General features: G+C 58.5%; 21 protein-coding genes. 17 read left to right on the top strand and 4 right to left on the bottom strand.

The features are described 5' to 3' along the window. The 3 genes from HMPREF2681_RS01260 (at window position 1) to HMPREF2681_RS01270 (ending at window position 3,660) form a co-directional block, all read left to right on the top strand. Window positions 1–1,749, top strand: a complete 1,749-nt coding sequence (locus tag HMPREF2681_RS01260) for a nickel-dependent hydrogenase large subunit (RefSeq protein WP_049193295.1) — start codon at window positions 1–3, stop codon at window positions 1,747–1,749. Continuing rightward, window positions 1,746–3,014: a Ni/Fe-hydrogenase, b-type cytochrome subunit gene (gene cybH, locus HMPREF2681_RS01265; protein ID WP_016422187.1), complete on the top strand. Its 1,269-nt coding sequence runs from the start codon at window positions 1,746–1,748 to the stop codon at window positions 3,012–3,014. The genes HMPREF2681_RS01260 and cybH overlap by 4 nt, the downstream gene beginning before the upstream one ends. A 61-nt stretch (window positions 3,015–3,075) precedes the next feature. Further along, a complete protein-coding gene (locus HMPREF2681_RS01270; protein WP_070545799.1) occupies window positions 3,076–3,660 on the top strand; it encodes a hydrogenase maturation protease in 585 nt (194 codons plus the stop codon). On the opposite strand, the gene HMPREF2681_RS01275 is transcribed toward HMPREF2681_RS01270, so the two are convergent. Continuing rightward, window positions 3,657–4,016, bottom strand: coding sequence for a hydrogenase maturation nickel metallochaperone HypA/HybF (locus HMPREF2681_RS01275; protein WP_172954599.1), 360 nt, complete (start codon window positions 4,014–4,016; stop codon window positions 3,657–3,659). The two genes, HMPREF2681_RS01270 and HMPREF2681_RS01275, sit on opposite strands and share 4 nt — an antisense overlap. Window positions 4,017–4,056: 40 nt before the next feature. Here HMPREF2681_RS01275 and HMPREF2681_RS01280 point away from each other — a divergent pair, with 40 nt between their 5' ends. Together HMPREF2681_RS01280 and HMPREF2681_RS01285 are read left to right on the top strand one after the other, a co-directional pair. Further along, on the top strand, window positions 4,057–5,394 hold the full coding sequence (locus HMPREF2681_RS01280; protein ID WP_070545741.1) for a nickel-dependent hydrogenase large subunit: 1,338 nt from the start codon (window positions 4,057–4,059) through the stop codon (window positions 5,392–5,394). A 21-nt stretch (window positions 5,395–5,415) separates the two neighbouring features. After that, on the top strand, window positions 5,416–5,676 hold the full coding sequence (locus HMPREF2681_RS01285) for a HypC/HybG/HupF family hydrogenase formation chaperone (RefSeq protein WP_016422191.1): 261 nt from the start codon (window positions 5,416–5,418) through the stop codon (window positions 5,674–5,676). Here the strand turns inward: HMPREF2681_RS01285 and HMPREF2681_RS01290 are convergent. Continuing rightward, complete coding sequence (locus tag HMPREF2681_RS01290) at window positions 5,673–7,259, bottom strand: LCP family protein (protein WP_048731647.1); 1,587 nt, start codon at window positions 7,257–7,259, stop codon at window positions 5,673–5,675. The two genes, HMPREF2681_RS01285 and HMPREF2681_RS01290, sit on opposite strands and share 4 nt — an antisense overlap. A 184-nt stretch (window positions 7,260–7,443) precedes the next feature. On the opposite strand from HMPREF2681_RS01290, the gene rfbD reads away from it, so the two are divergent. The 4 genes from rfbD (at window position 7,444) to HMPREF2681_RS01310 (ending at window position 11,241) form a co-directional block, all read left to right on the top strand. Then, a complete protein-coding gene (gene rfbD / locus HMPREF2681_RS01295; protein ID WP_070545744.1) occupies window positions 7,444–8,418 on the top strand; it encodes a dTDP-4-dehydrorhamnose reductase in 975 nt (324 codons plus the stop codon). An 11-nt stretch (window positions 8,419–8,429) separates the two neighbouring features. Beyond that, window positions 8,430–9,353 (top strand): glycosyltransferase family 2 protein, encoded by a 924-nt coding sequence (locus tag HMPREF2681_RS01300; RefSeq protein ID WP_048731652.1) that lies wholly within the window; start codon window positions 8,430–8,432, stop codon window positions 9,351–9,353. A gap of 41 nt (window positions 9,354–9,394) precedes the next feature. Next, complete coding sequence (locus tag HMPREF2681_RS01305; protein ID WP_048731655.1) at window positions 9,395–10,552, top strand: mannose-1-phosphate guanylyltransferase; 1,158 nt, start codon at window positions 9,395–9,397, stop codon at window positions 10,550–10,552. A 320-nt stretch (window positions 10,553–10,872) separates the two neighbouring features. After that, on the top strand, window positions 10,873–11,241 hold the full coding sequence (locus tag HMPREF2681_RS01310) for a WhiB family transcriptional regulator (RefSeq protein WP_005510060.1): 369 nt from the start codon (window positions 10,873–10,875) through the stop codon (window positions 11,239–11,241). Between the two features lie 370 nt (window positions 11,242–11,611). Here the strand turns inward: HMPREF2681_RS01310 and HMPREF2681_RS01315 are convergent, their stop codons facing one another. Then, on the bottom strand, window positions 11,612–12,094 hold the full coding sequence (locus HMPREF2681_RS01315; protein ID WP_049172790.1) for a metallopeptidase family protein: 483 nt from the start codon (window positions 12,092–12,094) through the stop codon (window positions 11,612–11,614). A gap of 172 nt (window positions 12,095–12,266) precedes the next feature. Between HMPREF2681_RS01315 and HMPREF2681_RS01320 the strand changes: the two genes are divergently transcribed. From HMPREF2681_RS01320 to manA, 4 genes are all read left to right on the top strand, one after another. Then, window positions 12,267–12,674, top strand: coding sequence for a DUF3499 domain-containing protein (locus tag HMPREF2681_RS01320; protein WP_005509890.1), 408 nt, complete (start codon window positions 12,267–12,269; stop codon window positions 12,672–12,674). 117 nt (window positions 12,675–12,791) lie between these two features. Then, window positions 12,792–14,171: a phosphomannomutase/phosphoglucomutase gene (locus tag HMPREF2681_RS01325; RefSeq protein WP_080971513.1), complete on the top strand. Its 1,380-nt coding sequence runs from the start codon at window positions 12,792–12,794 to the stop codon at window positions 14,169–14,171. Window positions 14,172–14,209: 38 nt separating this feature from the next. Beyond that, window positions 14,210–15,226, top strand: coding sequence for a hypothetical protein (locus HMPREF2681_RS01330; RefSeq protein WP_070545747.1), 1,017 nt, complete (start codon window positions 14,210–14,212; stop codon window positions 15,224–15,226). Window positions 15,227–15,312: 86 nt separating this feature from the next. Further along, window positions 15,313–16,515 carry a mannose-6-phosphate isomerase, class I gene (gene manA / locus HMPREF2681_RS01335; protein ID WP_048731660.1) on the top strand — a complete coding sequence of 401 codons (1,203 nt, stop codon included), beginning with the start codon at window positions 15,313–15,315 and terminating at the stop codon, window positions 16,513–16,515. Here the strand turns inward: manA and HMPREF2681_RS01340 are convergent. Beyond that, window positions 16,512–17,270: a hypothetical protein gene (locus HMPREF2681_RS01340; RefSeq protein WP_048731662.1), complete on the bottom strand. Its 759-nt coding sequence runs from the start codon at window positions 17,268–17,270 to the stop codon at window positions 16,512–16,514. The two genes, manA and HMPREF2681_RS01340, sit on opposite strands and share 4 nt — an antisense overlap. 349 nt (window positions 17,271–17,619) lie before the next feature. Between HMPREF2681_RS01340 and HMPREF2681_RS01345 the strand changes: the two genes are divergently transcribed. The 4 genes from HMPREF2681_RS01345 to mtrA all read left to right on the top strand — a co-directional run bounded on the left by HMPREF2681_RS01345 (window position 17,620) and on the right by mtrA (window position 20,920). After that, window positions 17,620–17,994, top strand: a complete 375-nt coding sequence (locus HMPREF2681_RS01345) for a DUF4259 domain-containing protein (RefSeq protein WP_049191146.1) — start codon at window positions 17,620–17,622, stop codon at window positions 17,992–17,994. A 67-nt stretch (window positions 17,995–18,061) separates the two neighbouring features. Further along, window positions 18,062–19,516, top strand: a complete 1,455-nt coding sequence (ahcY, locus tag HMPREF2681_RS01350; RefSeq protein WP_070545750.1) for an adenosylhomocysteinase — start codon at window positions 18,062–18,064, stop codon at window positions 19,514–19,516. 45 nt (window positions 19,517–19,561) lie between these two features. Then, window positions 19,562–20,191: a dTMP kinase gene (locus tag HMPREF2681_RS01355; protein WP_070545752.1), complete on the top strand. Its 630-nt coding sequence runs from the start codon at window positions 19,562–19,564 to the stop codon at window positions 20,189–20,191. Window positions 20,192–20,245: 54 nt separating this feature from the next. Beyond that, on the top strand, window positions 20,246–20,920 hold the full coding sequence (mtrA, locus tag HMPREF2681_RS01360; RefSeq protein WP_016422206.1) for an MtrAB system response regulator MtrA: 675 nt from the start codon (window positions 20,246–20,248) through the stop codon (window positions 20,918–20,920). The last annotated feature ends 60 nt before the right edge of the window (window positions 20,921–20,980 follow it).

The raw sequence follows: 20,980 nt of genomic DNA on the forward strand, positions 1-20,980 counted from the left end.
ATGGCTACGGAAAAAGTTGTAATCGACCCGATTACCCGAATCGAGGGACACCTTCGCATTGAGCTGGAACGCGAGGGAGACCAGATCAAAACCGCGTGGAGTGAGACTACTCAGTTCCGCGGTATCGAAACCATTGTGAAAAACCGCGATCCTCGCGATGTCTGGGCATTCGTTGGTCGTATCTGTGGTGTGTGCACGGGTACTCACTCGGTGGCGTCCATTGCCGCTGTCGAAGATGCCATTGGCTCGACACCGCCCCCGCAGGCACGTCGTATTCGCGACCTGGTGATTGGCTCGCAGGAGATTCACGACCACGTCGTGCACTTCTACCATCTTCACGGTCTGGACTGGATTGATGTCACGAAGGCTCTCGAGGCAGATCCGAAGAAGACCGTTGAGTTCGCGCAGTCGATCGGCTCGACGTGGAAGGGCAACAACGAAGAAACCTTCGCCCGGGTCAAGGAGACCGTGCAGGGCATTGTGGACTCCGGCCAGCTGTCCATCTTCACCGGCGGCTACTGGGGACATGAGGACTACCGCTTGCCGCCTGAGGCCAACCTGATGGCAGTGTCGCACTACCTCGACGCCTTGGCTTTCCAGCGCTCTATCATCCGCATTAACACCGTCTTCGGCGGTAAGAATCCACACCCGAACTTCCTGGTCGGAGGCATGGCGTGCTCCATCGACCCGGAACGCTCTGAGACGGTCAACCAAGTCGGCATTGATCAGATCAAGTCCTGGATCGACGAGATTGTGGAGTTCGTCAATGACTGCTTCTACCCAGATGCAGTCGCCATCATGAGCGTTTACAAGGACTACTTCGACATCGGTCGCTCCTCCGACAGCTTCCTGGCGGTAGGCATGGCCGGCGCCACTTACTCCGGCGACCCGGCTAAGTCCCGTGTCCAGACCGTGCATCCAGACATCAAGCCCGGTGTCATTCTCGACGGTGACTACACCAAGCTCCACCCATTCCAGCCGGAAAAGATCGAGGAATTCATCAACTCCGCCTGGTATACGCAGGAAGCCGGCGATGATGTCGGCCTCAAGCCGTATGACGGCGAAACAACTGTGAACTACACCGGCCCGAAGCCGCCGTACGAGTGGTTGTCGGACAATGAAAAGTACACCTGGTCGAAGGCGCCGCGTTACGACGGTCGCGCTGTTCAAGTTGGCCCGGTTGCTCGTGTGCTGTTGGCATACCTGCAGAAGGAGCCGGAGACAATGCGCCTGGTCGACGAGGTCATGGATAAGCTCGACCTGCGCATTGAGCAGATGAACTCCACTGCGGGACGCACCTACGCACGTGCTGTGGAGTCTGTGACCACCGCCAATTACTTGGCAGATCACATTTTCCCGGAGTTCGTTGAGGCCCTGAAGAACGGCGACATCGATGTCTTCGACAACAGCCGTTGGGAGCCGACCACGTGGCCGGAAAAGTGCCAGGGCGTGGGCTTCCTCGAGGTCGCTCGTGGCATGCTCAGCCACTGGGTCAAAATTGAAAATGGCAAGGTGACCAACTACCAAGCCGTGGTTCCCACCACGTGGCTGGCCGGTGGCCGTGACTCGAAGGGGCAGCTTGGCCCATACGAGCACGCGCTGGCTGGCGATGGCACACATCCGCTGGTTGATCCCGAGCAGCCGCTTGAACCACTTCGCACGATTCATTCCTTCGATCCATGTATGGCCTGCGCAGTCCACATTTTGGATCCGGCTGGTCAGGAAATGTTTAAGGTGACGACGGCATGACACCCCCAGTGAGTGAAAATCCGGAACTGCGACTAAAAGATTCCAAGGGCAACCCCCTGGTTATTGCGGTTATTGACGCACACACCAGCCACTGGTTGTCGCCATCCGAGGTCATTCAGGCCGCAGCAATTGTCCCGGACGACTCCCGCGATCCTGTCGACCTTGCGCTAAAGGTCAGCTTGCGTCGTCGTCGTGACGATCTTTTCCACCTCGACGGCACGCCACTGATGAAACTGACCCCGGATTCCTACGACCCGGCGACGCCTGACCGCCGTTACTCCATTGCCAAGGTGCACGGCCTCAACATTGCGGATCAAACGGTCGATGTCGCCATCATGCGCGGTGAATTGAATGCGGTCGTTGAGGCATCCACGATGTCCCGTGAGGAAGGCGTTCTACTTCGTCGTAACGCGAACATGCATCATGGTCGCGGGCACCGCAGCATGGGCGTCGCGCTTGCGCCCATTGACAAAGACGGAAATATCATCGGAGAGTTCATCTTCGAAGGATTCGTGGCAATGGGGCTGCGGAAACTCGACGAGGCCATTGCGGAGAACAAGAAGGGCTCCGGTTCGTGGGTCGAGGTTCACCTGTGGGGATGGGCGCTGCGCGTTCAACATTGGTTGAACCTGGCGCTGATGTTGGTGATGACCTTTACTGGCTGGTACATCATGCAGCCCTATTTGACTGAGCGCACCTATGACGGCTCGGCCGCGGGATTCGCGATGGGATATGTCCGTTTCGCGCACTTCTTAGCCGGATTCCTATGGATCGCGGTGGGGCTATGGCGTGTCATTCTGCTGTTTGTTACCCACGACCGACAAACACGATGGCGTGCGCTATGGCCGATTTATAACAAGCAGGATGTTAAAGACCTCTGGCACACGATGCAGTACTACCTCTTCCTGCGCAAGGAAGGGCCGTTCTACTTCGCACACAATCCGCTGCAGCAGCTGGCGTACACCGGCATTTACGCGATGTGTTTCATCCAGATGCTCACAGGTTTGTCGCTATACGCGATGATGGACCAGTCCAACTGGTTCTTCCAGCTGTTGGCTATGCCCACGCACTGGATTGGCATCGGCTACTTCCGCCTGATTCACACAATCATCATGTACCTGATTTGGCTCTTCGCCATCATTCACGTCTACCTGGTTATCCGCTCTGATGCGGTACACAACCACGGTGGTCTGTCCTCGATGATTGGTGGCTCTGTCTGGCTACCGCGCGGCACGCAACCGGTTGACTCTCCACGCATTGGATAGGAGATCATTGGGTAACGATAAGGTGTCCGACGCAGTCACCGGTGCTGATGCTGGCACTCCGTTGGTGACGGTTCTTGGCATCGGCAACCCCGTCATGGGCGACGACGGCATTGGTCTCGAGCTGCTGAGGCGCCTTGCCCCAGAACTGGAATCTGCAGGCATGGGGCAGACAACGCAGGCCGGGGATTCTGCGCATCTGGTCTGGTCGCCCTCCAACCTCGATAATCCTGCGAACCTCGCCGGGCGAGGGGACGAATGGACGGGTGCGGTTGCCTACATCGATGGTGGCACCTGCGGTATGGAGTTGCTGCCCATCGTGCAGGAGGCCAAGAACCTATTGTTGCTCGACGCTCTCGCTGGTCCGGGGGATCCCGGTACCGTCGTCAAGCTCGTCGGTGACCAGATCCCTAGACTATTGGCGGCAAAGCTGTCCGCGCATCAGGTCGGCTTGCTGGATTTGCTCACCGCGGCGCGACTGCTGGGGCAGGAGCCTGAGCGCGTCGGTGTGGTGGGAGTGGTCTACGAGTCTGCCGACATGGTGGTGGGGCTCAGCAACACGGCACTTGGCGGCATTGAGGAGGCGACTGAGGTTGCGCGCGAGCTCATCGACAGCTGGCTTGCCGACGAGCGCGACAGTGACGTCTAACCCTCGCCCTCAGCGCTGACCTCAATACTGGAGATTTCAAACTCGCGGCCGTGCCGCAAATCCGCAGTTGGGGTGCCGCAGACAGGGCAGGTTAGAGCATAGAATTCATCAATTTCATGCTCAGCCTCGCAGGTGGGGCAGTAGACCGTCGAGACAATGAGCTCGGCATCTAACTCGGCGCCCTCACACTGCGTCGCGGCACTGGCCACAGGCCATGCGGCGATGAGGGAATCGTAGACGACCCCGGAGCGGTCGCCCACACGCATTGACACCTTTGTCACGGTACGTCCCGGGCAGACCTCGGCAATCTTTTCCACCACGCTGGTCAACAATCCAAGCTCATGCACAGATACCATTATGGCGAAGCACTCAGCGCGAAGGAGGCGCAGGCGGACCATGTCATCCAAATCCGTTCCGGTTACCCAGCACATCCAGCTCGATGAGCTTGTTGACCCATTCGAGGCACGACTGGATGTCTATCGCGATGACAACGGCGCCATCACACAGGTGTCCTTCGACCTTTCAGGGCTGCCGCGTATCGACGGGATGCTCGTGGGCAAGCAGGCATTAGATGTGCCAGATATCACCAAGCGGCTGTGTGGCCTGTGCCCGGTTGTGCATCATCTTGCAGGTGTACGGGCGGTGGAGGACCTCTACGGGATTTCCGATATTCCCCGCACCGCACAGTTGATTCGAGAGCTGCTGGCGGCCGGGTCGACCTTGGATAATCTAGCGACCAAGTTTGTGGCCGCCGACCGCGAGGGGGCGCGGGCAATGAAGCGTGCGGGAAAAGCTCTGATGCGTGCAGCGGGGGAACCGTCGCACTTCCCGGATGTCGCCGTCCCCGGCGGTGTGCGCGCGGCAGTGGATAAGACGCTTGTTTCTGAGGCCGAAAGTGCTCTGGAGGCGCTGGCTGAGACGGCGGTAATCAAGGAAGTGGAGCTTCTTGCCGCCCCCGATGCTTCTGGTGCTTGGACGGATACTTTTGACGGTCTCGACGTCGCAGTCGTCGACGCTGACGGTGAACTTGCTCCGCTGGGAAATTACCTGGCAGTCGCGCGGCACGACACCGATACCGCAGCGCAGATTTTCCCGGCTGCTGATTGGCCTACACGTGTTCGGGAATCCCGTCCGGGCGATGCCGCTCCCAGGCCGGTGTTTGATGCCTCGAAGGAGCTGGGCAAGGATGATTGTGAAGGTCAGCGGGCAGATTTTTACCGGGTGGGGCCGGTCTCCAGGCAGGTTGTCGTCGATAAGCGTGGAATCAGCCCACGCGACGCCCAACGCCAGCTTCTCGCCGACACCGTGGCCTGGGCGAAGCGGGTGCTTGCCGACGGGGAGCTGCTCGGCGACCATGTGTGCAATCCGAATGCTGCGACGGCGATTGAGAATGCTGACTTTGAAGGACATCGCAGTGGTGTCGGGATGATTGACGGGCCACGTGGGCTGTTAGTGCATCGTTATACGGCAGGAGCTGACGGCATCATTACGGATTGTCAGATTATGACACCGACTGCGCAGAATGAACCCTGGCTGACGCGTATGCTTACCGAGCAGCTGTGCGGTGGCGGGGAGACTGCGGGGGTCGAGAAGTCGATTTGGGCCGCTGATCCGTGCCTACCGTGTAGTTCGGCACCTGCGGGAGTGATGACATTCACGATGCAGGAACATGCCGGTGCACCTGCGGACAATATAACAACGGATAGCCCTGGTTCGGCGGACGCCCGACTGTAGTGGAGAGGACGAAGTAACACGATGTGTCTTGGAATTCCTGCCCGGGTTTTGGCAATCGCCGATGGTCCATTGCCGATGGCGACGGTGGATATGGCGGGGCAGAAGCGGCAATGCTCGGCAATGTACGTGCCTGAGCTGGTGGCAGGTGATTGGGTGTTCGTCCAGAACGGGTTCATCATGAACGTGCTGGACGAACAGGAGGCCAAGGAGGCCTTGGCCGCAATTGAGGAATATAACCTCATCGAACATGTCGCTGAGGTCTCCCCGAAGGGACGGGCCTAGTTCACGCAGGTCACGCCGGCGGCGTCGATAGCGGGGCGATCTTCCTGCGGAATTGCCCCGCCTTCCTGGCCGATGACATCGCCATTGGAACCATCTTCGACTTCAGGCGCGGGTTCGGCACCGTCGCCCGAATCAGCGGCCATTCCCTCTGATGTCAATCCCGGGCCTTCGTAGTCACCGGCAATTGTCACTGAGATGTGGTGCGGGTCGAGGTATGGATCGTGGACAATCGGTACGCCACCGAGTGCCTCAGAGATGGCCTGCGCTGCCGGATCCTCTGGGTCAGCCGCATTGATCTGGCTGGAGGCAACGCCGGCGAACTCAGCGTTGCCGACCTCGCCCTGGGTGTAGCCCTTTTCCGTTAAGAAACCTGAGACGCCGCTGGCCAAACCTTCAATGCCTGTGGCGTTGTAAACGCTGACCGTAGTTTCAGCCGCGTTGGGGTCAGCCTTCTTTTCGTCTTCTTCCTTCGCCGGAGCTTTTTCTTCCTTGGTGCCCAGCAGGGTCTCGAAGTACTTGTGAACCTGGCCCTTATCGATTGTGACCACCGACTCGCCATAGTCACCGACACCGTCAATCGAGGTCACCGGGATAGTTTCAAACTTCACGTTGCCACCACTGAGGCCCTGCATCTGGGTGGCAAATCCGGTGACATCCCAGTTGTCGTCGAGCACCACCGAACGCTGGACGGCGTTGCCCAGTTCAGACAGCTTCGCGGGATTAGACAGCGTGCCAGCGCCGAGCAGCTTATTGGTGAACGAGGCCATGAAGACCTGCTGGCGAGTAATTCGGTCGAGGTCACCGCGGGGCAGACCATGGCGCTGGCGGACGAATGAGAGCGCGTCGGCGCCCTTCAATGTCTGTGAGCCCGCTGGGAAATCTGCACCCGAGAACTCGTCGTAGACAGCCTCATTCAGACATACATCGACACCGCCGATGGCATCGGTGAGCAGGACGAAGCCGAGCAGGCCAACTTCTGCGTAGTGGTCAACGGTGATACCGCTGAGGTCGCTAATGGTTTCAATCAGAGCTCTACGTCCGGCCTCGGTCGAGCGACGCTCAATGTCTTCCGGCGAGGCCCCGCTTCCTGCGAGTTCCTCTTCCACCATTTGCTTTGTGTTGCCGTAGACACCATTAATCTTTGTGTTGCCTAGGCGATTGGTGTGGACATAGGTATCGCGCGGAATGGAAATTGCCGTCGCTGAAGAACCATCGGCAGGAACACGAATCACAATAATCGTGTCTGTATTCGTGGCTTCTTCGTCGCCGGCACGCAGAAGCTCAACTTCTTCCGGAGTCAGCGGGTTGCCCTGGGCATCGGTGCGAGAGTCGGAGCCGACGAGCAGAATATCGGTTGCACCGTCCTTCTCACTGCCCAGACCGAAGTCGCCACCCGAACCCAAGTTGTCGGTGGTTCTACCAAGTGTCCACCAGCCAACTGCGGAAATAACCAGGATAATGGCTGAGAGCAGCACAAGCGCATTGCGTAGCATCGGCGGCCAAGCTTGGGCTGTACTCTCTGCAGAGGACGGTGGCGCTTGAATATCGCGTGCGTGACGCGCGCGTGGCGTGTGGCTGCTCAAACCGGGGCTCCTCTTAAACCGTTTTTCGAAAATATAATTTGTGCTGCATGTCTGCGTGGGCATTCCACACATCGTGGAGCGCAGTAAGCAGCTGCGGAAACTACATAAACCTTAACCGTCCAACCGTGTGCGGTTACACCTCAACACAGTGTCAATCGTATCTACGATAGTGATAAAGAAGAATATGTCCGAAATCTCAGTCTCGCATTTCGCCACTCCTGGACCAACCCACAGCAACTCGCGGCGTCCCATTGTCGCCATAACTGGCGCGGCGGGACAGCTGGGTACTGCGCTTCAGTGTGATTCTTTCGCCGCCGATGTTGAGGTGCTCGCTCTTACGCGGGCACAGTTGGATATCACTGATTCGGCTGCTGTGGAGGCAACGCCTCTGCTTGACGACGTCGACATCATCATTAACGCGGCAGCGGCGACCGATGTCGATGGCGCAGAATCCGATCCCGGTTCGGCGCACCTTATCAATGCACTTGGACCGAAGTACTTGGCGGCTCGGGCGAAAAAAGAAGGCGCGTATCTCATTCACATCTCCACCGACTATGTCTTCGGTGATGTAGCAATCGATGAGATGACGGGGCAGCGCCGAGCGCTGCGAGTTGATGATTTCACCGCGCCTCAGACTATGTATGGACGTACCAAGTTAGTGGGGGAGAATAATGTGCGTGATTCGGGTGCGCGTTTCGCTATTTTGCGCACGGCGTGGGTCTGGTCGGGGCCCACACAGCCGGAGGCCAAGGACTTCGTTTCCACGATGATGCGTCTGGCAGAGACGGCGACTGACGACAAAGGCAATCCGGCAATTATTAAGGTCGTTGACGATCAGCACGGAAACCCCACATTTGTCGGTGATCTCGCCGGAGCTGTCTGGGAGTTGTCCGAACGTGTGTTGTCCGAACCGAGCAGCGCACCGACCGGCACCTTCCATGTCACGGGCAGCGGTGAGGCGACATGGTTCGAGGTGGCTCGCGAAGTGTTTCGGCTCACCGGTCACGATCCGCAGCGTGTGGTGGCTTGTACCAGCAGTGAGTTCCCACGTCCGGCCCCACGTCCGGCCTGGTCCGTGTTGGATGGTTCGGCATGGAGTGAGGTAGGTCTACATGCGCTTCCGGAGTGGCAGGACACTTTGCGGGCAGTCCTGACCTAGGGTCTAGGTTTGTGATTGAAACCTCGAATTCCCCGCAACCCTCGCAGCTTCCGCTCGGTGTGGTCACCGTGACCTTTTCGCCCGGTGAGCACCTGAGCAAGCTGGTGGATTCGCTGGGCCCCGCCGCCAGTGCCTCCACGCGTCTGATTATGGCCGACAACGGCTCGACGGATGGTTCCGTGGAGAAGGAAGAAGCTCGGGCCAAGGAGACCGGAGCGGATGTTCAGCTTCTGCGCACCGGCGGCAACATTGGCTATGGCGCGGCCGCCAACCGTGGCATTGCGGAGCTGGGGCGGGCTCGCCGTGCTGGTGAAATCAATCCTGATTACGTCATGCTGGTCAACCCTGACGTGGTGTTTGCCCCTGGCGCAATCGATGTTCTGTTGGAATGCGCGCAGCGCAATCCCAAAGCTGGAGCGATTGGTCCGCTGATTCGCGAGGCGGATGGCAGCGTGTACCCGTCGGCACGCGCGGTTCCTAAACTTGTCAGTGGTATCGGACACGCGCTGCTTGCCGATATCTGGCCTACTAACCCTTTCTCACGTCACTACCGGGATGACACGGATATGGATCGTGAGCGATCGGCGGGATGGTTGTCGGGTGCATGCCTGCTGCTGCGGTGGGATGCGTTCGACCAGATTGATGGCTTTGATACCCGCTACTTCATGTACATGGAGGACGTGGATTTGGGTGACCGACTGGGCAAGGCCGGTTGGAGCAATATTTTCTGTCCCCGTGCAGAGATTCGTCACGCGCAGGGCCATTCTGCCAGTAAGCACCCAGAAATTACCGTAAGGGCCCATCACGAGTCGGCATACCGTTTTATGTCAGATCGCCTGCCGGGGCCGGCGCTGGCACCTGTGCGACTGGCATTGCGTTTGGGGCTGTTCCTGCGTGGCAAAGTCATAATCGCGGTCAAAAAGCGTAGGAATTAATTAACTGTTGGAACGATCCATCGAAGAAAGTTACCGATTTCATGACTACCGAAGTTCGTCCGAGTGCTGGGCATGGCTCCGCCTTCCAGCCGGGAGCGGATGCTGCACAGCAGGCGGGAGCCACGTTGGCTGAACAGACTGACGCTGTCATTCTGGTCGGCGGGCAAGGTACGCGTTTGCGTCCCCTTACCGTGAATACGCCGAAGCCGATGCTGCCCACGGCAGGGCATCCATTCCTGGAGCATCTGCTTGGCCGCATTCGTGCAGCAGGTATGAAGCACGTGGTATTGGGCACCTCCTACCGAGCTGAAGTATTTGAAGAACACTTCGGCGACGGTTCGGATTTGGGTCTCGAAATTGAATACGTCTTTGAGGCTGAGCCGCTGGGAACCGGTGGCGGTATCCGAAACGTCCTAGACAAGCTGCGCTATGACACCGCAATGATTTTCAATGGCGATGTCCTCGGCGGTACCGACTTGCGCGCGGTGTTGGGCACCCACGCGGAGAAGGATGCGGACGTCACGATGCACCTCGTCCGTGTGCCGGATCCACGCGCGTTCGGCTGTGTTCCGACCGATGAGGATGGGCGCGTCCTGGAGTTCCTGGAGAAGACCCAGGATCCGCCGACCGATCAGATTAATGCCGGTATCTACGTGTTCCGCCGCGAGATTATCGAGTCGATTCCGGCTGGTCGCCCCATTAGCGTTGAGCGTGAAATCTTCCCAGCGCTGCTTGACCGCGGTATGAACGTCTACGGTCACGTTGATTACGCCTACTGGCGTGACATGGGGACTCCGGGTGACTTCGTCCGCGGCTCCTCTGATTTGGTCCGCGGTATCGCGCCGTCACCACTTCTAGAGGGTAAGCACGGCGAAGCGCTTGTCGACGAATCTGCGTCGGTCGGTGGCGGTGCTCTTCTCTACGGTGGCTCTGTTGTCGGCCGTGGGGCGGAGATTGGTGCGGGAGCTCGGATTGATCAATCGGTGATCTTCGACGGCGCACGCATCGGTGCCGGTGCTGTAATCGAGCGCTCTGTGATTGCCGATGGTGCCGATATTGGCCCGCGAACGGTCATCAGTGATGCCATTATCGGCGAGGGTGCCGTCGTTGGTGCGCGCTGTGAATTGATCAACGGTATCCGTGTGTGGCCGGGCGTCCAGATCCCCGATCACGGAGTACGTTTTTCGACGGATGTCTAGTCTGCAGCCTTCGGCGTGTCAGACTTTTGTCGGCAATATCTGATTAGAGTTGCCGAAGTGTCGCCAAAGTTGCTGGTGAGAGGCATGTGGTGAATGTGATTGAGTTTGGGTGGCAGGTTTAGGGTTCGGGCACCATCCTTCAACCTGAACTTAATCCCCAACGCGGGGGGAGGGGCTTCAGGGGCAATGAAAAGTATTGGGGCAAATTCTCTATTCGGCTTGACCGATGGTGGGTTACACGTGTGTAATCACAAATGTGTGTTTCGCACACTAAGCCCAATTTAAAGACCCGCAGCAACAACCATCAGGAGGCCCTCGGCATGGAAAAGTCCAGCATGTTTGATGGCGGCTCTGCTGTGGATAGTGAGACGAATGCGGGTGACATCGCTGTGAATGATAGCTCCTCTGAAAACCAGCCTCGGCCGTTGACAGAGTGGGCAGATGACCTTTCGGGGTTGTTTGAAGCCGTCGATCAGGACTGGCAGGAGCAAGCTCTGTGTGCCCAGACCGATCCAGAAGCTTTCTTCCCTGAGAAGGGTGGATCCACTCGCGAAGCAAAGCGTATTTGTCGTGCTTGTGGTGTGCGAGATGAATGCCTGGAGTTTGCTCTCGAGCATGATGAGCGCTTCGGTATTTGGGGTGGCCTCTCTGAGCGTGAGCGCCGCCGTTTGAAGCGGCAGATTGGCTAGGATCGCGCGGCTAGTTTTTCGTGTGCACGCAATGCCACAGTTTCCCCTTGGGTAATACCCTGGGGGATTTTTCGGTGAACGAGTTTTTCCTGCTCTCTAGGGTTAATAGACGAAAATATGTCCGCTCAGCATGTCGCTGGGTGGGCCCTTTTGTCGCTTAGTTCTTAATGCGAGTTACTGACTGCGTTTATGACAAAAATCGCCCGAAAAATGGCCTGAAAGTGTCATAAACTTGCACAGTTTCACATTTGCAGCCCGTATTCACGCGTGCAGCCGGTAATTTATGGGGCCTGACCAGTTACTATCTTGAGAATCACACACTGTTTGTCTATTAACCCGGTCTCTAGGGAGCTCCTTAGGAGAAAGCTTTCTACAGGAAGTTCTCGTTGAAACTAGGGTCCACCTCAACCGGATCAATGCCCAGATATACCGCCACCAGGCGGATCAGTACATATTGCAGCATCTGGTCCAGTTCCACTCGACCCGAGACACGGCGCTCAATGGGGCGGCGGAACACTACTACGCAGGGGCGGGTGGGGTTGCCTACGCGGTCAATGCCAGCGGGGATAAGCCGTCCCAGCGGTACAGGTCCGTCAGCGACAATCTCTTCCGGGAAATACATGTCCGGGCGCAACTGCATGCGAGGAATCGTGTCGATGGCGATGTCCAGGTGTGACAGTTGCCGGGACCAGTGCTGATCCAATGGGGCGTAGGCGTCAATAACCGCCTGGTCAAAAGCTTCTGAACGGCTCTTCCAGCGGGGTACCTCCGGCGGCAACAGAGGACCCCGAGGTCCGCGACCGCGTCGCAGTGAGCGTCGCAAAGAGCGCGGAGTATAAGCCGATGAATTCATATTTGTTGAGCTTAATCGGTCGGATCGTCAACGTGGGTGAGGCCAGCTTCCGGCCATGTCGCAGGTTTACTGGGTAAGGCTGGGGTGCCCCGGGGGAGCGTCGGAAAGCGAAAAACGCCCGAGTGGGAGAAAAACTATCGAAACTTAAAGTTAGGGTCTAGACTTTGATGCCGTGAGTGTTTTTAGACGTTGTTGCCGGCCCGGCTGTGGCAAACCTGCCGTAGCTACGTTGACGTATGCCTACGCGGAGTCGACGGCTGTGGTGGGTCCGCTCGCCGCCGCGTCCGAACCGCATAGCTGGGATCTCTGTGAGAAGCACGCGCGTTCTATCACCGCACCGCTGGGGTGGGAGCTCGTGCGTTACGACGTGCCGACGCCCGCCCAGGACGATGATGATTTGACCGCACTGGCGGAAGCCGTCCGTGAAGCTGGCCGCAACGCGACTGGCCTGGTGCTGCGGGATGAGGTCGACAACCGTCCGCAAACCTACAAGATTGATTCCAGCCGCCACCCGTCGACGCGGAAATCCGCGCGCGGTCACCTGCATGTAGTTCGCGATCCGGAGGATTCGGACGACTAACGGGTCGGGCGCCGTGCCCCAGCTCATGCCATCTTGCCGCGGCATTTCTTTGTGAGAGCCTCTCTGTGGCTAGTATCATTTTTCACAAAACTGATACTAGCCACAGAGAGGTTTTTCGTGGGCACTTACAATCGTTCCGATTTGGATGCCGTCATCAAGGCCTATGACGTGCGCGGTGTTGTCGGTGAGGGCATCGACGCGGATCTTGTCGGAGCCATCGGCGCCGCCTTCGGACACATCATGCGTTCAGAGGGCGCAACACGTGCCGTAGTTGGCCACGATATGCGTGAGTCCTCACCGGAGTTGGCGGCTAGTTTCGCCGACGGCGCGGCTGCACAGGGGCTCAACGTCACCCTGCTCGGCCTGACCTCTACGGACGAGCTGTATTTCGCCTCCGGAGTAAAGGAATGCCCGGGCGCGATGTTCACTGCCAGCCACAACCCAGCTGAATACAACGGCATCAAGATGTGCCGTTCGCTCGCCCGCCCGATCGGGCAGGAGACAGGGCTTGCTCAGATTAAGGATCTGCTTGTCGACGGAATCCCGGAGTACACCGGCACTCCGGGCGAAATTGATCGTGAGGATGTTCTGCAGGATTACGCGGCGTTCCTCCATGGGCTGGTCGACATTCGCTCCGGCCGTCGCCTGAAGGTTGCAGTCGATGCCGGTAACGGTATGGGGGGACTGACAGTTCCGGCAGTGCTCGGAGAAGACATGGATGTTGCTGATCTCTACTTTGAGCTCGACGGCAACTTCCCGAATCACGAGGCCAATCCATTGGAGCCCGCCAACCTCGTTGACCTACAGAAGTTTACGGTGGAGCAGGGCGCAGACATCGGTATTGCCTTCGATGGCGACGCTGACCGCTGCTTCGTCGTCGACGAGAAGGGCAACCCGGTCAGCCCATCGGCCATCTGTGCGTTGGTGACCACCCGCTACCTGGAGCAGAACCCGGGTGCGGCTATCATCCATAACCTGATCACATCGCACGTCGTGCCGGAGATGATTGTGGAAAACGGCGGAACCCCGGTTCGTACCCGTGTTGGGCACTCCTTTATTAAGGCGCAAATGGCCGAGCACAGTGCTGTTTTTGGTGGCGAGCATTCAGCGCACTACTACTTCAAGGAATTCTTCAACGCAGACTCCGGCATGCTGGCTGCCATGCATGTCCTGGCCGCACTGGCCGAGCAGGATAAGCCGCTGAGTGAATTCATGGCCGAGTACAACCGCTACGAGGCCTCCGGTGAGATTAACTCCCGCCTGGGTAGTGCCGAGGAGCAGCAGGCCAAGCAGAAGGAAATCGAGGCCGCGTTTGCCGATCGCACGGAGTCCTCGGACTGGATGGATGGCCTGACCATTGAGCTGGCGGACTCCAAGGCGTGGTTCAACGTCCGGGCCTCCAATACGGAGCCGCTGCTGCGTCTGAACGTCGAGGCTCCGACGCGTGCTGAGGTCGACGCTCTTGTCGACGAAGTTCTCGGCATCATCCGCGGTTAATCAACCCCACGCGCCCGTTTTCAGGCATGCTTGGGAGTATGACCTCGTCATTCGACTCCTCCCATAACCCGCGCCAAGAGGCCCTGTTCTATCGTATGGCCACTGCCGGTGCAGGTCTCAGAGCTGCTGCTTCCGCGACTCGCGGGGGTGCGTTTGCTCAACTTTCACTGCCGCGCAGTGCGGTCATCCTCGTGGGAAATCGTCGGGCGCAGCTCGCCGCCGAATCCGTGCGCGCGCTTGCCGACGATATCCGCTGTCCGGTGGTAATTGCGCATCAGTTGCCCAGTTATGTCGGTGCCCTCGACTTGGTCATCGTCTGTGACGACAACCCCGGCAGCCCACTGGGGGCAGCTCTGGCTGAAGCTCATAGGCGAGGAGCAGCCACGGTCGTGGTGGATCCCGGTGAAGGGCCATTGCGTGCCGCAGGTAGCCCCGATACGGTTGTGGTTCCGCGCCCGGCGATGGCGGAGTCGGCGTCCTTTACCGCCTATGTCGGTGCCATCGCCAGCGCGCTCACCGAATGTGGCGCCACCGCTCTGGCTCCGGCTGGGATAGTCGAGGAAGTCGCCGATGCGGTGGACGCCGATATTGCCGCTTGTGCTCCGCAGCGAGATGAAACAGTTAACCCCGCGCGGCAGGTAGCGCAGTGGGTGGCAGGCCGCAGAATGCTTGCAGTGTCGACGACCTCGGCGCTGGCGCCGGTAGCGGAGCTGGCATCGTTACAGATGCTCGAGGCAGGCGTGGTCTCGGCAGCGTCGTCGATAAGCGAATTGTCTCTTAGCGTGGGCGCATTGCTCGCTGCAGAACCCCAGGCAAGCCGGGATATTTTCTATGACCCGTTCATTGATGGTGGGGATGAAGGGGCGACAGTGCTACCGTTGGGGGCGATTGTTTTAGCTGCGCCGAACAATGTGAGCCACTACCGGGACCACTACGGCGAAGCTGGATGGGCTCGTGTGGAGTGCCCTGCGCTCGATGCGGAGACTCATCATCCACTGGTTGAAGTATGTGTTACTGCAGCCAGAGTTGGTGCGATTGCGGCGTTTTCTGCGTAATCGCCGGGTGTCACCGAAGGCTTTTGGGGCTTCGGTGAGATTGGCGTGCTTGCGCCAGTAGTGACTATTAGAGGAGTGATACGGGCATGGAGCTGTTGGACCCCGTGCTGCAGTCGTACCCCTGGGGGTCTCGTACACATTTGGCGAGAATCACCGGTGCGGACGCTCCCACATCGAAGCCCTGGGCGGAACTGTGGTTTGGTGCGCATGCACTGGCATCGGCCACCGTAGCCGGCACGCCGCTGGATGAGCTCATTGCGCAGGATCCGGCGGCTGCGCTCGGATGCGCAATTGACACCGACAACGGCAGGCTGCCGTTCCTGTTGAAACTGCTCGCAGCCGATGAGCCGCTGTCGCTGCAGGCACACCCCACCTTGGCAGAAGCTCAGGAGGGATTTGCACGCGAAAATGCGGAGGGCATTCCGGCCACTGCACATTTCCGCAATTACCGGGACAATAACCACAAGCCAGAACTCATTGTCGCCCTGACTACCTTCGACGCGTTGGCCGGATTCCGCCCGGTGGAGCGCACGAAGGAGTTGCTCGCGGCGCTGGCGGTACCGGAGTTCGACCACTACATGGGACTGCTCGATGCCGCCGATGACGAGAGCGCTCTGCGGGCATTGTTTACAACGTGGTTGACGTTGCCCCAGGATGTCCTCGATGAGCTGGTCGAAGCCGTGGCTGCCAAGTGCGCGGATTACAGTGGCGAGGACGAGGAGTTCTCGCGAGTAGCCGAGACCACCTGCGAACTGGCTCGAAAGTATCCGGGGGACCCGGGAGTCCTGGGCTCGATGCTGCTTAATCGCCTTCGCTTACAGCCGGGCGAAGCCATCTACCTTGGTGCGGGACAGCTGCATGCTTACCTCAATGGCATGGGCGTGGAAATCATGGCCAACTCCGACAACGTGCTGCGCGGAGGCCTGACCTCTAAGCATGTCGATGTCGTAGAGCTACTGCGCGTGCTCTCTTTCCGCCCGCTGCCAGATCCGGTGCTGCAGTCGCGGCTGACCGATGATGGCTGGAATGACTATGACGCGCCGGTGCGCGAGTTCCGCCTTCGTTCGCGGGACCTGGAGCCGGGCGAACATGTTCTGCTCGACGAAGATTCCGCCACGGTTGTGCTGTCTACAGCGGGCACGGTTACGTTGCGTCACGACGACTCCGTGGTTGAGGTTCCCAGCGGCCATGCGGCCTGGGTTCCGGCTGTCGACGCAGCCGATATTGAGCTGACTGCGCGCCAAGACGGGGCAACCGTCTTTGTCGCGACCGTCCCGCGGGTGGGTTAGTCCTCGTCGTTATCGAAGAGATTTCCCAGGAATCCGGAGTCCTTTGGCTTTTCCGGGATTGGGGAAATCTTGCTATTGCTAGCCCCATTGCCGCCAGCGGTGTCCTTCTCCTTCGAAGGGGCCTGGTTGTTCGGAGGTGTCGGCCCCTTCGGGGACGTTGGCTCGTTCGAAGGAGTTTTCTGAGGAGTCTCGGACGGAGTTGTGGTTTGCGTACCCGACTGAGACTGCGCCTGCGATGAAGGCGGCTTCGGCTCAGCTGCTGCGTCACCGTCGCCTTCCGGAAGACTGTCGTTCGGCTTTTCCGAGTTATCTTCCGGTAGCAGTGGCACCGGCTTGCTGGGCGTCGGCGAAGAAACGTCGTCAGACGTGGGCTCTGTGGTCTCCGTGGTCGTCGGAGGTGTTGATGTGGTCGACGTCGGAGTTGTCGTACTTGAGTTTGTGGAAGTCGGCGGGATGTACGCCTGCGGTGGCAGGTACGGATCCTCTACAATCTCGGTGCTCGATGGCGTGGTCGGACGAGGTACCAGACTGCCAGTCGTCTCAGTCAGCGAGGAATCTGAATTCGATTCAGTGCTCTGCTGCAGCTCGGCATCACTAGGAACTGGAGGTAGTGGAGCAGAGGTCTCCATTTTCGACTGAGAGCCGGCGTTTTCCGGATTCGCCCCCTCGGCAGCACTGCTATCGGAGCAGCCAACGAGCGAAACGCTCAGGGGAAGGGCTGCGAGCAGAAGAGCTCCAAAGGCCTTCTTCACCATGGTAGGTACTCCTTTCGTGTCATGCGTGAAATCGCCCTGTAACGAAAAAGATAACAGTTACATTACGAGGTCTGGGAACTAACTTAACATGCCCGTTATCTTCTCTCTAGGGTGAAAATTGTGTTGAGGGGATTAAATAAGTCTCTCGCACTGTAAAAGTGGCGAAAAGTCGGGTAGAACTTCGGTAAGGCCACATGCGGTTTTCCGGCTAGCGGTACGTGCAGGCGACAGCTATTAGGTCGGCGGCCAGATTACCGTGGGCTCGTCGAAAAGCGCTCTTTGGAAAGCGCTCGTCGAAGACGAAAACTGGCAATTGGTTCGAAGCGCGAAAGGAGCGTGGCCACCTATCATGTCCATCTGGGAGACTGAGGTTTTTGGTAGCGATTCGGTCATTGAACTGTTCGATGAGGTTCAGGATCTCGACTCGCAGGATCGCGTTGGTGCATTGATTGATGCTGGCCGCATTGGGGTGGATTCCGAAAGTAGCGATGAGAAAGCATGCGCACTCGCGGCGGCTGTGATTATTGCAATTTGGAATGGTGCGCCATTTAGCGGCGGTGACATTGTGGAGGACTACAGCTTCATTCGGGAGGGAATCTCGGAGGCACACGGCAGCGAGGAGGATGCGTTGGCTATCGCCTCCGAGGTGTTCGATAGTCTTCTGGGGGAACTCAGTGAGTCTGACCAGGCGGCGCTGGAAAACTGCGTCGAAGCGGTAGAGTAATTCTCGCGTCCCCAGTACTGATTCTTTAAGAAGAATCTCACGTCAAAGAATCTAGAGAAAGCGTTACATGTCCTCGAAGAACATTGATTTCAAGGTTGCAGACCTCTCCCTGGCTGAGGCCGGTCGTCACCAGATTCGTCTGGCTGAGCACGAGATGCCAGGCCTAATGGCGCTGCGCGAAGAGTACGCAGAGCAGCAGCCACTGGCCGGTGCCCGTATTTCCGGCTCCATTCACATGACGGTTCAAACCGCAGTGCTCATCGAGACCTTGACGGCGCTGGGCGCAGAGGTCCGCTGGGCCTCGTGCAACATCTTCTCCACTCAGGATGAGGCCGCTGCGGCTGTCGTCGTTGGGCGAAACGGCACTCCGGAGGATCCGCAGGGTGTTCCGGTTTTCGCTTGGAAGGGCGAGACGCTGGAGGAGTACTGGTGGTGCCTCGACCGCATCTTCGACTGGGGCGATGAAGATGCCAACATGATTCTGGACGACGGCGGCGACGCCACCATGGCTGTTATTAAGGGCATGGAATTCGAGGATGCTGGCCTGGTGCCGCCAGCAGAAGAGTCGGATTCGGACGAGTTTATTGCCTTCAAGGACATGCTTCGCGCCAGCTTGGAGAAGGATGCCGGCCGTTGGCACCGAATTGCAAAGTCGGTCAAGGGTGTCACAGAGGAGACCACCACTGGTGTCCACCGCCTCTACCACTTCGCAGAGCAGGGCGTGCTGCCATTCCCGGCCATGAACGTCAACGATGCCGTCACCAAGTCCAAGTTCGATAACAAGTACGGCACCCGCCACAGCCTTCTGGACGGCATTAACCGCGGTACCGACATGCTGGTTGGCGGCAAGAATGTGCTGGTTTGCGGTTACGGCGATGTGGGTAAGGGCTGCGCGGAGGCGCTGGCGGGGCAGGGCGCTCGCGTTCAGGTCACCGAGGCCGACCCGATTAACGCATTGCAGGCATTGATGGACGGTTTCGACGTCGTCGCTACTGAGAGCGTCATCGCAGATGTCGACATTGTCATCACCGCCACAGGCAACAAGGACGTCATCACTTTCGAGCACATGCAGCAGATGAAGAACCACGCGCTGCTGGGCAACATCGGCCACTTCGACAACGAGATTGACATGCACAGCCTGCACCACCGCGATGATGTCCGTCGTGTGGAGATCAAGCCGCAGGTCACCGAGTACATCTTCCCGCATGCTGACGGCGAGGAGCGCTCTCTGATTGTGCTTTCCGAGGGGCGCCTGCTCAACCTGGGCAATGCCACCGGACACCCGTCCTTCGTAATGTCGACCTCGTTTGCCGACCAGACAATCGCCCAGATTGAGCTCTACTGCAACGGTGATAAGTACGACAACTCTGTCCACCGTCTGCCGAAGATTCTGGATGAAAAGGTCGCTCGCATTCACGTCGAGGCACTCGGCGGCGAGCTCACCCGACTGTCCAAGGAACAGGCCGAATACATCGGCGTTGACGTCGAGGGCCCGTATAAGCCAGAGCACTACCGCTACTAGTTCTAGCCAAGGCTAGGCCGTAGCCATGTGTGCGAGGAGAAGAATTTGATTATCGCAGTCGAAGGAATCGACGGTGCTGGCAAGAACACGCTTGTCACAGCTGTTACCAATCAACTCCGAAGTCAAGGGCACTCCGTTTCTTCGATGACCTTTCCGGCGTACCGGCAGACAATCTTCGCTGATTTCGCCGATCAAGCCTTGCACGGTCAGCTCGGCGACACCGCGGACTCCGCTTGGGCAATGGCACTCCTGTTCGCTCTGGACCGCAAAGAACGTCGTGAAGCGATTGTTGATGCAGCGCGCGAGAACGATGTTCTGATTATCGATCGCTACGTCGCGTCCAACGCGGCCTACTCCCTGGCGCGCACACAGGATCCGGCGATCGTCGAGTGGATTGAGAAGACCGAATTCGGAGATTTCCAACTTCCGCTTCCCGACGTTCAGGTCTGTCTGGCCACGTCGGTGGGAGTGGCAGCCGACCGTGCACGCAAGCGGGAAGCCTCGGATGTGCAGCGAACGAGAGACGCCTACGAAAAGGACTCGAGTTTGCAGGAGCGCACGCTGGCGGCGTACCAGAAGTTCGCGGAAGGCTCGTGGCAGTCACCATGGCTGATGCTTACGGGGGACGATGGGGCGGACCGCCTTGTGGAATGGATCAGTGCACGCCTGCGCTAGCCACCTCAACGGGAAACTACAGAACTAGATAGCTTTACGTTTAGAATATGACGCATGAGCTCAAAAATCCTGGTTGTTGATGATGATCCGGCCATCGCCGAAATGCTCACGATGGTGATGGAGCGCGAGGGCTTCGACACAGTAGTAGTCGACGATGGCCTCGAAGCTGTCAAGGCAGCAGAGCGGGAGAACCCAGATTTGATTCTGCTGGATCTCATGTTGCCGGGCATGAGTGGTGTCGATGTCTGTCGCACTGTGCGAGAGACATCGGCGGTGCCGATCATCATGTTGACTGCGAAGACCGACACGGTCGATGTGGTCCTCGGCCTGGAATCCGGTGCGGATGACTATGTCACGAAGCCCTTTAAGCCGAAGGAGCTCGTGGCGCGCGTGCGCGCTCGGCTGCGTCGTCAAGAAGACAGCCCGAGTGAGACTCTCGAGGTCGGCGACTTGACCATCGACGTGCCCGGTCACGCCGTGTTCCGTGATGGCAAGGAGATTTCTCTGACCCCGTTGGAGTTTGACCTATTGCACACTCTTGCATCCCGTCCGAAGCAGGTCTTTTCCCGTGATGAGTTGTTGGAAAAGGTCTGGGGATATCAGCACACCTCGGATACTCGACTCGTCAACGTTCACGTTCAGCGTCTGCGCTCGAAGATCGAACTGGATCCGGAAAACCCCCAGATTGTGCTGACCGTCCGCGGTGTCGGGTACAAGACGGGTGACTAAACAAGGCCAGTCAGCTTTAGTGGGAGCCGATTCTTGCGTCGATTAATAACGAAGCTTCGA

Source organism: Corynebacterium sp. HMSC064H12, assembly GCF_001809925.1.
Classification (GTDB): Bacteria; Actinomycetota; Actinomycetes; order Mycobacteriales; family Mycobacteriaceae; genus Corynebacterium; species Corynebacterium jeikeium_D.